This is a genomic window from Aliiroseovarius conchicola (assembly GCF_041403445.1).
In the GTDB taxonomy this organism is placed as follows: domain Bacteria; phylum Pseudomonadota; class Alphaproteobacteria; order Rhodobacterales; family Rhodobacteraceae; genus Aliiroseovarius; species Aliiroseovarius conchicola.
On record NZ_JBGEHL010000005.1, the window covers coordinates 45707 to 60740 of the forward strand.

At 56.7% G+C, this 15034-nt stretch carries 14 protein-coding genes and 1 tRNA gene; 5 read left to right on the plus strand and 10 right to left on the minus strand.

Annotation, left to right across the window (positions count from 1 at the left end; translation table 11 throughout):
* Positions 1-230 precede the first annotated feature (230 nt).
* From V6N04_RS10180 to V6N04_RS10200, 5 genes are all read right to left on the minus strand, one after another.
* Positions 231-482, minus strand: coding sequence for a hypothetical protein (locus tag V6N04_RS10180; protein ID WP_371170051.1), 252 nt, complete (start codon positions 480-482; stop codon positions 231-233).
* A 326-nt stretch (positions 483-808) separates the two neighbouring features.
* Positions 809-885, minus strand: a tRNA-Arg gene (locus tag V6N04_RS10185).
* Between the two features lie 45 nt (positions 886-930).
* On the minus strand, positions 931-1971 hold the full coding sequence (locus V6N04_RS10190) for a LacI family DNA-binding transcriptional regulator (protein ID WP_371170052.1): 1041 nt from the start codon (positions 1969-1971) through the stop codon (positions 931-933).
* Between the two features lie 86 nt (positions 1972-2057).
* Positions 2058-2846 carry an inositol monophosphatase family protein gene (locus tag V6N04_RS10195; protein WP_371170053.1) on the minus strand — a complete coding sequence of 263 codons (789 nt, stop codon included), beginning with the start codon at positions 2844-2846 and terminating at the stop codon, positions 2058-2060.
* Complete coding sequence (locus tag V6N04_RS10200; protein WP_371170054.1) at positions 2833-4179, minus strand: TldD/PmbA family protein; 1347 nt, start codon at positions 4177-4179, stop codon at positions 2833-2835. Before V6N04_RS10200 ends, V6N04_RS10195 begins: the two co-directional genes overlap by 14 nt.
* 114 nt (positions 4180-4293) lie before the next feature.
* Between V6N04_RS10200 and V6N04_RS10205 the strand changes: the two genes are divergently transcribed.
* The 4 genes from V6N04_RS10205 to V6N04_RS10220 all read left to right on the plus strand — a co-directional run bounded on the left by V6N04_RS10205 (position 4294) and on the right by V6N04_RS10220 (position 8497).
* Positions 4294-5049: an SDR family oxidoreductase gene (locus tag V6N04_RS10205; RefSeq protein ID WP_371170055.1), complete on the plus strand. Its 756-nt coding sequence runs from the start codon at positions 4294-4296 to the stop codon at positions 5047-5049.
* Positions 5046-5678 carry an enoyl-CoA hydratase/isomerase family protein gene (locus V6N04_RS10210; protein WP_371170056.1) on the plus strand — a complete coding sequence of 211 codons (633 nt, stop codon included), beginning with the start codon at positions 5046-5048 and terminating at the stop codon, positions 5676-5678. Before V6N04_RS10205 ends, V6N04_RS10210 begins: the two co-directional genes overlap by 4 nt.
* Before the next feature lie 300 nt (positions 5679-5978).
* Positions 5979-7304 carry a mechanosensitive ion channel family protein gene (locus V6N04_RS10215; RefSeq protein WP_371170057.1) on the plus strand — a complete coding sequence of 442 codons (1326 nt, stop codon included), beginning with the start codon at positions 5979-5981 and terminating at the stop codon, positions 7302-7304.
* Positions 7301-8497, plus strand: a complete 1197-nt coding sequence (locus tag V6N04_RS10220; protein ID WP_371170058.1) for a TIGR03862 family flavoprotein — start codon at positions 7301-7303, stop codon at positions 8495-8497. Before V6N04_RS10215 ends, V6N04_RS10220 begins: the two co-directional genes overlap by 4 nt.
* Here the strand turns inward: V6N04_RS10220 and V6N04_RS10225 are convergent.
* The 5 genes from V6N04_RS10225 to V6N04_RS10245 form a co-directional block, all read right to left on the minus strand.
* Positions 8473-9063, minus strand: a complete 591-nt coding sequence (locus tag V6N04_RS10225) for a glutathione S-transferase family protein (RefSeq protein WP_371170059.1) — start codon at positions 9061-9063, stop codon at positions 8473-8475. The two genes, V6N04_RS10220 and V6N04_RS10225, sit on opposite strands and share 25 nt — an antisense overlap.
* Positions 9060-10085: a DNA polymerase III subunit delta gene (gene holA, locus V6N04_RS10230; protein WP_371170060.1), complete on the minus strand. Its 1026-nt coding sequence runs from the start codon at positions 10083-10085 to the stop codon at positions 9060-9062. The genes V6N04_RS10225 and holA overlap by 4 nt, the downstream gene beginning before the upstream one ends.
* Positions 10082-10579, minus strand: a complete 498-nt coding sequence (lptE, locus tag V6N04_RS10235; RefSeq protein WP_371170061.1) for an LPS assembly lipoprotein LptE — start codon at positions 10577-10579, stop codon at positions 10082-10084. Before lptE ends, holA begins: the two co-directional genes overlap by 4 nt.
* Positions 10566-13121 carry a leucine--tRNA ligase gene (gene leuS / locus V6N04_RS10240; protein WP_371170062.1) on the minus strand — a complete coding sequence of 852 codons (2556 nt, stop codon included), beginning with the start codon at positions 13119-13121 and terminating at the stop codon, positions 10566-10568. Before leuS ends, lptE begins: the two co-directional genes overlap by 14 nt.
* A 73-nt stretch (positions 13122-13194) precedes the next feature.
* Positions 13195-13710 (minus strand): DUF3576 domain-containing protein, encoded by a 516-nt coding sequence (locus V6N04_RS10245; RefSeq protein WP_371170063.1) that lies wholly within the window; start codon positions 13708-13710, stop codon positions 13195-13197.
* Between the two features lie 301 nt (positions 13711-14011).
* Here V6N04_RS10245 and V6N04_RS10250 point away from each other — a divergent pair, with 301 nt between their 5' ends.
* The gene (locus tag V6N04_RS10250; RefSeq protein WP_371170064.1) at positions 14012-14977 is read left to right on the plus strand and encodes a porin; all 966 of its coding nucleotides are present in this window, start codon (positions 14012-14014) and stop codon (positions 14975-14977) included.
* The last annotated feature ends 57 nt before the right edge of the window (positions 14978-15034 follow it).

Below are 15034 nucleotides of genomic sequence, written 5' to 3' on the forward strand. Positions count from 1 at the left end.
TTTGCGCCTCTATCACCAGCTCAGCAGCTGCGAGCGCATCGATCTGGCCGAGCGTGATGTGGCGGCATAGCGGATGCTTGTCGGTGACCCAGTTTCCAAGCCTGCCAGCACCTCGGACTCCTTCGCCTTCGTCTCTTCTCAGCTTTTGGCGTAGGCACGCCATCGCCAGACTTGAACCAGTTGTCCGAGAAACGGGCCTTGGAGCGGGTGAAGCCTGCACTCTCGGTCGCTTAGGCTTTCAGGCCCGCCAACACCTTCTCCGCTCCTTCATCAACCTCCTCGGCTCCTTCGCGCGTATAGGGTTTATGGATGGTTGTGGGATGTTTGGGGGCCGTGGTGTGCCCCGTTCCGGGTCCAGTCTCGACGGTGAGTTCAAGCACCTCGACGCGCGCCAGATCGATCCGATAAACGACCGTGAATCCATTCTCCCACCCACGCACTCCGGTCTCGACCGGTATACCTTCCTTCAGGAACTCGCGCACGGTTCGCTTAACAGTGGCCTCCCCGGTTCGGTATTCCGCTGAATCGTTCCCTTGGAACACCAGATGCCAGAGCCATCGTCGCTCGCCTTGTCAGTCAGAAACATGATCATCTGCTTGCGCGTTGCGCTTCCGAACTTTCGTTCCGCGCATGTGTTTGCCACGCACCAGCTCATAAGACCGCCCCAAAAGTTGCACGAACGTGCGAATTTTGTACAGGTTTTCTACGTGACTTCGGTCATTTTCGGAGAATTCGGCTGAAAACGAAACGGCGTTTCCGCACGCTTCTGGGAACGCATTGCAAATAAGCCATGTTTTTCAGGCAGTTTTGGCGACCCCGGCAGGATTCGAACCTGCAACCTGCCCCTTAGGAGGGGGCTGCTCTATCCAGTTGAGCCACGGGGCCAATATTTTGGGAATAATGGGCGGTTAGGGACTTGTCCAGCAGGGTCTAGCGCCGTTTAAGCGTGTCTCCTGCTGCAATCTTGGGGGCAAGTTCGATGCGTTCGCCTCCGCCGGCTTCGGCGTTCTCGGCGCTGCGCTCTGCGATGATGCGGGCGGCAGCGCGGCCAATCTCGGCGCGGCAGGCGTCCATTGTCGCAAGCTGGCGCGGTAAACCGTCCAAAAGTTCGACGCCATTGAAACCTGCAAGCCCGATTTGCCCGGGTACATCGATGCCTTGGTCGAGGCAATAAAGTAGCCCGCCGGCTCCGATCATATCGTTGGAGTAATAGAGAAAGTCGAGTTCTGGGGTGCGCTTTAACATGACCTCAGTCATCTCGCGACCCTTGGCCAGAGCCGATCCGCCCTCATAGAACTCGCGGTCCGCAATTTCGACACCGTTCTTGGCGAGCGCTTCGGTAAAACCCTCGAACCGTTTTCGGGCGCGGTGATCCAATGGCATTTTGGTGCCGAGGAACCCGATATTGCTATACCCTGCCTTAAGGATCGCTTTCGCCATTTTACGGCCTGCGCGCCGGTGAGAGATACCGACACAAGCGTCGATCGCCAACCCATCAGTGTCCATGATCTCGACCACGGGAATGCCTGCGGATTTCAACATCGCCTTGGCGGCATCAGAGTGCTCTAGCCCTGCAATAATCACGCCCGACGGGCGCCATGAGAGCATTTCATACAGTACCTTTTCCTCGCGTTCCGGGCTGTAATTGGTCACCCCCACAACAGGTTGCAGCGGTGTCTCCTCCAGAACCTCGTTGATGCCGGTCATGACCTCTGGAAACACCATATTGCTTAGTGATGGGATAATCACAGCGACTAGATTTACGCGTTGTGAGGCAAGCGCACCGGCGATTTTGTTGGGCACATAACCAAGCTCTTTGGCGGCTTCAAGCACACGTTCCCGCGTCGACTGGCTAACATCCCCACGATTTCGCAATACGCGGCTGACCGTCATTTCACTTACGCCGGACGCCTCTGAAACATCGCGAAGTGTAAGGGGGCGGCGATTTCGGGGGGGCGCAGTATCGGTCACAGAACCATCCTTGAACAACTCGGGTTTGTCGCATGTTAGCGATAAAGCCATTCTTGGCAATGCCCTATTTTCGTTAGACTGTTACCCTAACAGCGCGCATCGAGCTGTTCCGCCAACGCGTCGTGGACACTCCTACCAGCGGCCACCATTCCGGAGAGCTGTGGAACCGCGTTGTTGAACCGAGGCGATTGCCCTGACAGGTCGCTGACCCGCCCGCCAGCTTCCTCGACAATCAGGCTGCCTGCAGCGACGTCCCATTCCCAAGTTGGGCGCAAGGTCAGCATCGCGTCAAAGCGCCCTTCACCCACCAACGATAACCGGTAGGCCAATGAAGACCGGAACTGCCGCTTTACCGGGGGCACTGCGCCATCGATCCAATGAGACGGGTCAAAATTTGGCTTTGCGGCAAGTACCGTGGCGTCGGCTAAAGCCTGGCGGTTACTGACGGACAGCGGCTGTCCGTTCAGCCATGCCCCCTGCCCACGCGCAGCGGTGTAAAGCTTGTCTCGCAATGGCAGGTACACCACTGCGGCCTGCACTTGGCCTGCTCTCACCACCGCAAGCGAATGCGCCCAAGTGGTCGACCCCTGGATGAACGAGCGTGTACCATCGATAGGGTCTATGATGAACAAATCCTCTTGGTCCAACCGTTCGGCCGTGTCCTCTGTTTCTTCCGACAGCCAACCATATGATGGCCGGGCAGCAGTGAGCTCTTCACGCAGCATCTTATCAACCGCTAGATCTGCCTCGGTCACAGGGCCTTGATTGTCCGGCTTATCCCACTGATCAGCTGAGCCGTGGAAATAGCGCGCCGCAATTTTGCCCGCGTCTCGTGCTGCGTCCGTCAGCAGTGTCAGGTCATCAATCACCTGCAATGGTCATCCCTTCGACCAGCAAGCTGGGCACCATGCGACTCAGATGAGTTTCGGCGTCGTTGGCAGGGATCAAGCGGGTTAGCATCTCGCGAAGATTGCCAGCGATTGTGCATTCGTTCACGGGATACGCGATCTCTCCGTTCTGAACCCAGAAACCAGAGGCTCCGCGCGAATAATCACCAGTTGTTGGGTTGATGGTCGAGCCAATCATGGACGTGACAATCAGACCTGTCCCCATCTGTGAAATCAGGTCATCTCTGGTCAGATCGCCCTGAGTTAGAGCCACATTCGAGATCGAAGGAGACGGCGGAGCGGTCGTGCCCCTCGCGGCGCTTGCGGTACTTTGCATGCCAAGCTTGTTGGCCGTCGCAAGATCAAGCGTCCAGCCCGTCAACACACCATCATCGACAATTTTTCTGACGCTGGTCGCAAGCCCTTCACCATCGAACGGGCGCGAGCCTGAGATGCGGGGGCGATGAGGGTTTTCAATCAAGTCGATGCCCTTGGGCAGAACCACCTCGCCCAACAAATCACGTAGCCACGACGATCCACGCGCAATTGACGCACCGTTTGCGGCGCTCAACAAATGCCCGATCAAAGAGGACGAAATCCGTTCATCATACAACACCGGAAACGCGCCCGTTGGCGGCTTACGCGCACCGGCGCGGGCCACCGTGCGTTCGCCCGCTTTTGTGCCAATCTCGGCCGCATCTGGCAGATCGGCCTGAAAGGTGCGCATCTCACCAGCATAGTCACGCTCCATCGTCACCCCTTCGCCCGAAATCGCAGCAATGGACGTGGCGCGGTGTGTACGGCCATACCCGCCGGAAAACCCGTTGCTGGTGGCCAGGTGAAACTGGTGACGCCCATAGCCGGCAGAACTGCTGGACACCTGCGTCACACCCTTGACGGCAAGCGCGGCGGCCTCAGCTTCGGCTGCATCACGTTCTAGATCAGCTGGGTCGGGTTCGGGGGCGGGATCCGCAAGCTCCAGTGCGTCCTGATTCCAGTCACTGGCAAGCATATCTGACGTGGCAAGCGCTATATGTGGGTCTTCGGGAGCCTCTTTTGCCATCGCAACCGCGCGTTCAGCCATCGTTTCAATAGTATGAGACGATGTGTCAGATGCTGATACACAAGCTTGTCTCTGCCCGACCAGCACGCGCAAGCCAATGTCCACGCCTTCCGATCGCTCGGCATGCTCCAACCTGCCGTTCAACACATCAATCGACACCGACGTTCCGTCGACGGCAAGCGCATCGGCTTGATCGGCCCCGGCTTTTCGTGCGGCATGCAGAAGGTGCTGCGTCAACTGGTCAAGCGTATCTGTCATTATGATCCCTTTCACGGTTGCTTCTGACGTAACGATCAACTGGCCCGGTCGCAAGATGCTACTCTGGTCTATGCGCCCGCGCTGCGCTAGCACTGAGGGATAGGAGGACCAAACATGATTGATATGACTGGAAAGACAGTTCTGATCACGGGCGCAAGCCGTGGAATCGGAGAAGCCGCCGCACACATCTTCGCGCAGGCAGGCGCAAATGTGGTCCTGACAGCGCGCGGGACATCGCAAATACAAGCGATCGCCGATGCCATAGGTGAACGCGCACTCGCCGTGCCATGTGATGTATCAAGCTGGGATCAGGTGAAGGCTGCGGTTGATGCAGCTGTGGCGAGGTTTGGCACCGTAGATGTGTTAATCAACAACGCGGGTGTCATCGAACCAATTGGTCCACTGATAGACTCTAATCCAGCAGAATGGGGTCATGTTATCGATGTTAATCTGAAAGGTGTCTACTACGGGATCCGCGCCGTTATGCCCATCATGGCGGCCCAAGGTGGCGGCTCGGTTCTGACCATCAGCTCGGGTGCGGCACATAACGCGCTTGAAGGTTGGGCGCATTACTGTGTCTCGAAGGCGGGGGTCCATATGATGACCAAAGCGCTGCATCGTGAAGGGGCGGGCCAAGGTATACGTGCCATCGGATTGTCACCCGGAACGGTTGCCACCCAAATGCAGCGCGAGATCAAGGTGTCCGGCATCAACGCAGTGGCGCAGCTTGAATGGGCCGATCATATCCCCCCAGAGTGGGCCGCACGCGCGCTTTTATGGATGTGCAGCGACGATGCAGATGCCTATCTGGGAGAAGAGATTTCACTGCGCGACGAAGCTATTCGCGACCGTGCCAAGGTGCGTGGATGATCACGCTTCAGAAGAACAACGGCGTCTGGGTTGTGACCCTAAACCGGCCCGAAAAGGCAAACTCACTGACGAAGGCGATGCTTGAGGAGTTGGCTCAGATCGCGCTCGACGCTGCGGGCGAGGCGCGCGTTTTGGTACTAACGGGCGCGGGCTCGGTGTTTTCGGCCGGCGCAGATCTGGACGAAGCAAGAGCTGGGCTGGCCATCGACGGTGTGTGGGAAAGATTGTCCAACGCAATCTCAGCCGCTCCCTGCCTGACCATCGCGGCGCTAAACGGTACACTCGCAGGCGGGGCTTTTGGCATGGTGCTTGCTTGTGATATCCGCGTAGCAGTCCCTGATGCGAAGTTCTTCTATCCGGTGATGAGGCTGGGGTTTCTACCTCAACCATCCGATCCACGTAGAATGGTGGACCTTATCGGCCCAGCGCGGACAAAGCTTGTTTTGATGGCAGGTCAAAAGGTGGCGTCGGATGAAGCGTTATCTTGGGGTCTTATCGATCGAATTACGGCCCCGGACGGGCTGCTTGAAACAGTCATGGAACTGTCGGAACACGCCCGCGTACAAAGCGCGGACCACGTTGCAGAGATGAAGCGAATGATCCCAATATCAGGCTCTAGTCAACCATAATTCCTGACAATCGACTGATGCAGCGACGTTCGCTCTGATTGCGACACAACAGGCTCACGGCCGTGTCGCGACCCATTTGATGAAGCGCCCACCATATTGAAGTGTCATGCAGCATTTCGGATTTCTCTGTCTCAGATTAAAGCCGAAGCGCTTTAGATGATGTTTGCTTCGCGGCGCACCCAAGTGTATCCGGCGGCCGCATAGCCCGCAGACCGGCACAGAATCCTTGCCCTTTGGCGCCAAACCGCTATCCATACCGGACAGTTTTGCAGATTATCGTGTCACGACAAGGGGACGAAGGTGGAGCAACGACCGGAAATTCTTGATCAGGCAATTGGGTACTTCAATCAGGCGTGGGAAATCGCCGAAGGATGGCTGCTTTCACCCGCTGCATGGTCCCAGTTCGCGTTGCTTGTCGTCGCCTACCTAGCTGCGCGGGTTGTCGATCGAAAGTTAGAGCCCCTGTTCACGCGCCTTCTAACGCCCACAACTGAACAGGCTTCTGTTCTTTCGCGGGTAAGGCTGTTTGCGTTGATATTTCTGCCCCTGACGCTGCCTTTGCTTGCTTGGGCCTTTACCGGGCTTGGTGAACAGGTCACGCGGTCTGTATTCGGCTCAGGCGCGGTGATCGCTTTCGGAAAGCGCTTCTTCCTGTTCTTGGCTGTACGCGCCTTTGTGCAACAGATCATCAAGGATCCATTCCTCAAGCTGCTTGGCAAATACATCTTGATCCCCATGGCCGCGCTTTACACCGTTGGCTTGTTGGAGATTGTAGGAACCAAGCTCGACACAGCGGTCGTACCACTTGGGAATATGAGTTTCTCGCTGTTGTTTGCGGTGCAGTTTGCTGTCGCTGGTGGCATTATTTTCTGGCTTGGTCGCTGGTCAAATGACCAAACAGCCCAAGCCATCAAAAAGCAGGAAGAGATGCGGCCGGCCACGCGAGAGCTCGCGGTCAAAGCCGCAGAGGTCGCAATTTTTGGCGCAGCCTTCTTGGTCCTGATGAACGTGATGGGCATAAGCCTGACGTCTCTGGCTGTTTTGGGCGGGGCGATTGGCGTCGGACTTGGGTTCGGCCTACAGCAGATCGCATCGAACTATATCTCGGGCATTATCCTTTTGATCGAAGGTCAGGCCACAGTCGGTGATTATGTCGAACTTGACGGCGGCGAGGCTGGGACAATTGTAAAAATGATGGCCCGTGCCGCCATATTAGAGACTTTTGACGGCCGTTGGGTCGTGGTGCCCAACGAGCATTTTATCACGACCCGCGTGGTGAACTATTCTGACGGGGGGAGTGCCAACAGATATGAAGCGCTGTTCTCGGTTAGCTATGATTCCGACATCGAGAACATCCCACAGATCATCGAAAAAGCCGCGACCGAGCTGGATTTCATCCTGACCGACAGCGAAGAGCACATGCCTGATTGCGAACTGCGTAGTTTCGGGGATAGTGGCGTCGATTTTGCGCTGGAATTCTGGGTGAACGGCATCGACGACGGGCGCAACAAATTCACGCCGCGTGTAATGATGCAAATCTGGAAAACGCTCAAATCCAACGGGATCGAAATCCCGTATCCGCATCGTGTGGTCGAGATGAAGGCAACTGGCCAAGGTCTCGCGTGACGCAAGCGCTTGTCATTGGTGCTGGCCCGGCCGGGTTAATGGCGGCGGGCGAGCTGGCGAAAGCTGGCGTGTCGGTGACAATAGCCGAGGCAAAGCCGTCGCCAGCCAGAAAATTCTTGATGGCGGGCAAGTCGGGGCTGAATCTGACCAAGTCCGAACCGATTGACGTGTTTCTGAAAGGCATCACGGGACCGGATTGGTTGCGGCAGATCGTGTCTGATTTCGGGCCAGACGAGGTGACGGAGTGGGCAGAAGCCTTGGGGCAGCCCGTTTTTACCGGAACGTCTAAGCGCGTGTTTCCAAAGACAATGAAGGCGTCACCCTTGTTGCGGGCGTGGCTGTCCGAGCTGGAGCAGCTTGGCGTCGTCTTACGCACCAATTGGCGCTGGGCCGGACAGGAGGGGCTTACCGCTGTGTTTCAGGCTCCCGACGGCAAACAGAGGATATCAGCCGACGTTGTTGTATTGGCGCTAGGTGGTGCGAGTTGGGGGCGACTGGGTTCGGACGGAAAATGGGTCTCTATTCTGGCGGAACTTGGACAACATACGGTACCATTCCAGCCTGCCAACATGGGGTTCTTGGTCGATTGGAGCACCCATATGGCCCGCCATTTTGGCACCCCAATCAAAGCAGTTCAACTTCGCGCCGGGAAAACAACGGTTCGGGGAGAGTTCGTCATTTCCAAACGCGGGCTTGAAGGTTCTGCGATCTATGCTGTCAGTCAAGAGATGCGCGAGGGTGCGGCGCTGCTGATCGACATTGTGCCCGACCGCACTGAAAGCGATGTCGCCGACCGTTTGGCGCGGGCGCGCGGCAAGACCAGCTTGGCAAACCATCTTCGCAAAACATTGCGTCTTGATCCGGCAAAGGTCGCGCTTCTTCAAGAATTTGGACGCCCGCTTCCATCCGGGCCCAACGAACTTGCGCGGCTCGTCAAAGCACTTCCCGTCCACCACTCCGGTCCGCGTCCATTAGACGAAGCGATTTCTACTGCCGGCGGGTTACCGTTCAGGGACCTGGACGACGGATTGATGATCAAGTCACTTCCGGGCATTTTTGCCTGCGGAGAGATGTTGGATTGGGAGGCCCCGACCGGGGGGTATCTTTTGACCACCTGTTTCGCGACAGGTCGTCATGCTGGTAGGGCTGCTGCAAAATGGGCGCTGGATCAGGCCGCACCCGCACGAGCGTAGGCGGCGCGATTTCGCAGCGATTTTGAATAGGATCGGAAGTCAGCGTTCTCCAACGGGAAACCCGCAGCGATGGCCCAGCTTCCGCAATGTGTTGCGATAATATCCGGCAGGGTCATTTGGTCCCCCATCAGAAACGGCGCATCACCTTTTCGGCGCATAAGCTCATCGATGGATCGGGCGAACTCCCATTTCAGACTCTGTTTCACCTCAGGAACCCGTTTTTCTTCCGGTAGGATGAATGTGTGGCGGGCGGCGGTCCAAAGGATCGCATCAATCTCGTCTAAAATGAACTGCGTAAAACCATCCTGTCTCGCGCGCTTGATGGTTCCGGCGGGAAAGGTCATGTCCCCGTGCTTATCCGCCAGATATTGCATGATGGCCGTGCTGTCGGTCAGCGTTGCGTCGTCGATTAGAAGTACCGGAACTTTGCCCGCTGGATTGTATTGTCGCAATTCATCCGAGCGAGGCGCGTATTCCAGATGGTCATAGGATTGGCCAAGTTCTTCGAGCATCCATAGAACGCGAAACGTACGGGTGATGGTTGGGCCGATCACGGTATAGGTCATCGTCTACCCCCAAGCATCGCCAACCGGATCAACGTGCGTTCCATCAACGCCATGACGGGTGCCTTTTGCGCAGATCGTAGGGTCAAGTCGGTCTCGATCAGGACTTCTAATGCTTGCTCCAATCGCCTCAGGCCCCATTGTTGGGCTTGGCGAACCATCCGGTCGCGGCTTTTGAAGTGTACCGGAGGACGCAGCCGATTGATGCCTTGACCCGGACCTCCGGGGTCAGCGCTGGCAGCGTGCAATGCGCGGAAATGGCGGGTTGCCCCGATGCACAACCCCACGGCCGCTACGCCTTGTGCTTGGAGTTTCGCAAGAATAGGGCCTATTTCGCCGGTTCGCCCTTCGGCGACGGTGTGTAATAGGTCGTCTAGTTCTGCCTCGGTCGAAGCTGGGGCGACCGCCAAAACATCGTCTGGAGAGACCGGTGAATTGTCAGACAGCTTATAAAGCCCGAGCTTCTCGACCGTCTGACGAAAATCGCCGGGGTCAAGCATACGCGACAGGCCGACCAGATCGTTCATCGCCTCGGATCCGACTTCGCTGACGCCAGCACGTTTCAAGTCAGCATCAATCTCATCTCGGGTTGGTGGATCATCGTAGATACCGACAGCGTAGGCGTTTGGATGCCCTTCAAAGAGCTTTCGCAACGCACCGCGTGGTTTAAGATTACCTGCCGTGACGACGACCTGCGCATCCCCGTCTTGCCAATCTTCAAGCGCAGAGGTGATGGCTTTGGCTGTGATCTCGGTCGCGTCTTCGACAAAGGCAACGCGCGGGCCAGGAAAGAACCCCTGCGCCTTTACAGCGTCGATGAGCATGGCGGGATCTTTGCGCAGATCCGCCGCCGGGATGCGCGTTAGACGCATTTCTTCCTCGCCCTGCGCGCCAATGAGGTTGGCGATCAATTCTTGTCGTTTCAGCGCGACGCGCATCGCGTCCAGCCCGAAGATCAGAACCCCGGTGCGTGATGGATCGGGCTTAACGAAGTATTTCGAGGCATCGCGCGGTGCGAGCTTCATGCGTCCCAACCCTGATAGGTGGCTATGAATCGCGTGACCATCATATCGGCCAGCATCACCATCAAGCGGCGCTGCGCATCACGCTCTACCGAAGCGGTCGATACAGTTGACCCCTCTGTCGAATACGAGGTGAAGTTGGACACGCTGCCTTCCTCGACAACCTCGCCGGTTGCATTGGACACCACAGAGAAAGAGATTGCGCCGAGTATCTGGGTGCGCGTGATTTCCTGTCGTGGTGTAACACCCACGCCTTCGGACCTTGTGGTGATCGTGTAGTTTAGCTCGTATGGCGCGGACAGGTTCCGCCCCAAGCGTTCTTCGAGCCGCTGAACCAATACATAGCTGTTTGCATCAGACGGTGCCGCGACGGTGACCGAACCACGTAGCCCCTCGGCTGATCCGCCCGGCCCATAGACTGGGGTAAAGCCGCAGGCCGATAGAGTGGCCAGCGACAGAATAGATGTTAGGAAAAGACGGCGATTAAACCACGACATTCACAATGCGCCCCGGAACAACAATGACTTTCTTGGGGGTGCTTCCATCAAGCGCCCTGACAACAGCATCTTGGGAAAGCGCGAGTTTTTCAACCTCGTCCTTGGCCATATCTGCTGGCACGCTGATTTCCGCGCGGCGTTTACCGTTGATCTGGATCGGCATGGTGACGGTATCGTCCACCAACATCGCCTCGTCCGCTTTTGGCCAAGGGGCCTGTGCGACAAGTCCCTCACCGCCGAGCATTGACCAGATTTCTTCTGACAGGTGCGGCGTCATGGGCGACATCAGCTGCGCCATGGTAAGCATGGCCCGTTTCTGTGTCTTTCCGCCTGCCTTCGATTTCGAAATGGCATTCTGGTAGGCATAGAGCTTAGCGATAGCCGCATTAAAGCCAAAGCTTTCAACGCCCATCGTCACGTCATGGATCGCCTTGTGCATGGCGCGCAGCAGCTCGTCATCATTGCCAACCGCATCGTCCATTTCGCTGATTTTCACCGCAGTGGCGTGCACGCGTGCCAAATGTTTGGCGGACGCTTCCGCACCAGCGGCGGTCCATTCCACGTCCCGTTCAGGGGGTGAGTCGCTCAGAACAAACCAGCGGGCGGTGTCCGCGCCGAAGGCTTCGATGATGTTCACCGGGTCCACCACGTTGTTTTTCGACTTCGACATTTTGGCCGAGGGGATGACAGTCACTTCTTCACCGGTAGCGGCCACAACCATCACGCCGTCGCGGTCTTCGACCTCTTCTGGGTAGTGATAGATCGCGCGGCCATGTTCGTCGGTACGCGCGGCGTTCTTATAGATCGCATGGGTCACCATGCCTTGGGTGAACAGTGCGTTGAACGGCTCGCGCGCTTTCTCGGGAAGATGCCCGCAGATGTTCATCGCCCGCGCAAAGAAGCGTGAATAGAGCAGGTGCAGAATCGCGTGTTCGATGCCGCCAATGTACTGGTCGACATTCATCCAATAGGCCGCATCTTCCGCGTCCGTGGGCGTTGCCGCGTTGGGCGAGATGAAGCGCGCGTAATACCAAGACGAATCAACAAACGTGTCCATCGTGTCAGTTTCGCGCTGGGCGGGCTTGCCGCAGGTCGGGCAAGCACAGTTGCGCCATGTCGGGTGACGGTCCAGCGGGTTACCTGGCACGTCAAAGGTGACATCCTCGGGCAGTTTGACGGGCAAGTTCTCTTTCTTTTCAGGCACCACGCCACAATCATCGCAATGGACAACAGGAATCGGACAGCCCCAGTAGCGCTGGCGGCTTAGACCCCAATCGCGCAGGCGGTAATTGGTCACGCCCGTGCCCCAGCCAGCCTCTTCCGCGAATTTCACGGTTGATTCGATGGCCTCTTCGCCGGTGGCTTCTTTCAAACCGGCGAAATGGTTAACCCACGTCACCTTCTCAGTTTTTGGCGGTACGAAGGCTGTTTTTTCAACAGGTTCCGGTGTGTCCAGAGACAAGAACGTGTCGACCACCGGCAAATCATACTTCCGGCAGAAGTCCAAATCGCGTTGGTCATGGGCCGGGCAGGCAAAGATCGCACCGGTGCCGTAATCCATCAGGATAAAGTTGGCGATCCAAACTGGTAGCTCCCAATTCGGGTCCAGCGGGTGTTTCACACGAATTCCGGTGTCATAACCCAGCTTTTCGGCGGTTTCGATGGCTTCGGCGGTGGTGCCGCCTTTGCGCATTTCTGCGATCTTGGCGGCAATTTCAGGATTTTCAGCCTCTAGCACCTTGGCAATCGGGTGATCGGGCGAAATGCCAACGAAGGATGCGCCCATCAAAGTGTCGGGGCGCGTGGTGTAGACCTCGATCCCGTCACCACCGTCGGTGCGTTCAAAGGTGAATTGCAAACCTTGCGACTTGCCAATCCAGTTGGCTTGCATGGTGCGCACTTTTTCTGGCCAGTTGTCCAAGCCGTCCAGCGCGTCCAGCAATTCGCCCGAGTAATCAGAGATTTTGAAGAACCACTGTGTTAGGTCGCGACGCTCCACCGGCGCACCTGATCGCCAACCGCAGCCGTCGATCACTTGTTCATTGGCCAGAACGGTCATGTCGACTGGATCCCAGTTCACCGTGGCATTCTTGCGGTAAACCAGCCCACGCTCCATGAAGTCGATGAACATGGACTGCTGTTGGCCGTAATATTCCGGGTCACAGGTCGCGAACTCACGGCTCCAGTCAATCGACAGGCCCAGCGGCTTCATCTGACCTTTCATGGTCTTGATGTTATCGTAAGTCCAAGTGCCCGGGTGACCGCCCTGCGCCATCGCCGCATTTTCTGCAGGCATTCCAAAGGCATCCCAGCCCATTGGGTGCAGCACTGAAAAGCCACAAGACGCTTTATACCGCGAGATGACGTCGCCCATCGTGTAATTGCGCACGTGGCCCATGTGAATCCGGCCCGACGGATAAGGGAACATCTCAAGCACATAGTATTTTGGCTTGGTCTCATCGCGCTTGGCGGTGAAAATTCCGGCCTGATCCCAGGCTTCTTGCCATTTCGGCTCAATATCAGCGGCTGTGTATCGCGACATTCGTCAGGTCCTTGATGTGAAAACGCCGGGCGATGGGCCCGGCGCATGTCTTATAAGTCTGATCGGTCCGGGTCTAGAGCTTGCCGTCACGAATGCGAAGCTGACGGGCACGGGTCAAGATCGCGTCTTCGACCTTACGCACAGCCTCGGCGCTGGCAGGGCCAGAGCGGGAATATAGTGCAACCGACAGCGAACGCGCATCCAACGCAGGGTCACGCACATATACGGTGGCTTTATATGCTGTTCCGCCACCCGGTGGGCGTCCGAAGTTGAACACGATGATGCCCGAGAATGGATCAGCTGCCTGCACAGGCATAAAACTCAGAACATCCAACGAGGCGTTCCAGAGGTAGCGATTCACCTCAACCGTAGTGTTCGGGTCGTCCTGATTGGTGAATAGATCCCAAATCGTCTCGCGCTTTTCTTCGGCTTTCGGGGTGTGTTTCACACCTTGGCCTTGCTGCTGCTGGCCGCTCGAGCCGCCAAATATGTTACCAGAACCAACAGAGCCACGATTCCCCCCGCAGGCGGACAGGCCGACAATACCGATTAGTGAAACCCCGAAGGCGATAGACTTGGCGATGCGCATAAAACAGCCCCGTTTCCTCAAATTCCTCTTGTTAGTATATAAGCCCCTAAGAGCGGGCAAGCGTTTTCCCCGGTTCACGCTTTATGTCATGATATTGCATGAAAACTTGGGGTTTGGATGGGTGATCCGTTGGAGCAATGCGAAAACTGTGACATTGAAGCACCAATTCAGGCCACAATCAGTTTTGCCGTTCTGCATTTCTTGCAAACCCCCGATGAAAGGTGGAAACAACCTCCCATACTCAATTCGGATTTCCCTGAATTGAGGTGCACTCTTAAAGAAACACATGAGGGAAAACGAAATGAAAAAGATTCTCTTCGCTTCGACCGCTCTGGTAGCATCCGCTGGTATCGCAGCAGCTGCAGAAGTCGACTTCTCGGGCGCAGCCGGTATGGGCTTCGGCTATGACGGTTCTGACTGGTCCGCAATCAGCTTCGCAACACTTTCAGTTGCTATGACTGGTGAAACCGATGGTGGCCTGTCGTTCGGCGCTGACTTCGACATCACTGCCGGTAACGGGTTCGATCCTGACAAAGCTGAAGATCGTCAGGGCATCATCGATGATGCTGTTGTTTACATTGAAGGCGGCTTCGGCAAATTCTCAATCGGCGACGTTGACAATGCTGTTCAAGTTGTAACTGGTCTTGGCGACCTTGGCTTCGACGGCCTGGGTGTTGACGATCTGGCTGAAGGTCTGCGCGGACTTTCGAGCGCAAACACCTTGTATGAAGGCACATTCGGTGATTTCACCGGTGCGATTTCATACGATCTGGGTGGCACGGAAGATGTTGCTGTTGGTGTTAAATATGCAATGGGCGACTACTCGATCGCTCTTGGCTATGGCACTTATCAAGCCGCAACTGCATCTGGTCAAGACGCTGTCTTTACAGATCGCCAGAACGCACTTTCGGTCCAGCTTGGCGCTGACATTGGTGACGTTTCACTTGCAGCTCTGTACTCGCAGTCAAGCTGGAGTGGTGCAGTTGCTCTGACTGACTCAGCTGGTGTTGTAACCAACGTCGCAGATTCAGATGGTGCAAAAGCCCGTCAGCTTGGTGTGACCGCTGGTTACACAATGGGTGCTGTGACTGTAACTGCTGCCTACACAGAGGCACGTATCACCGGCGCAGGCGCACTTAACGGCAAAACCGAAGCCTACGGTCTGGGTGTTTCCTATGACCTGGGTGGCGGCGCCACTCTGGACGGTGGTGTTGCAGAAGTTGGCGGCACAACCGTTGCTGACCTCGGCATCAACATGTCGTTCTAATCCACTCGGATTAGTGACTTAGGGAAGAGCGGGCCTTGTGCCCGCTCTTTTCTTTTG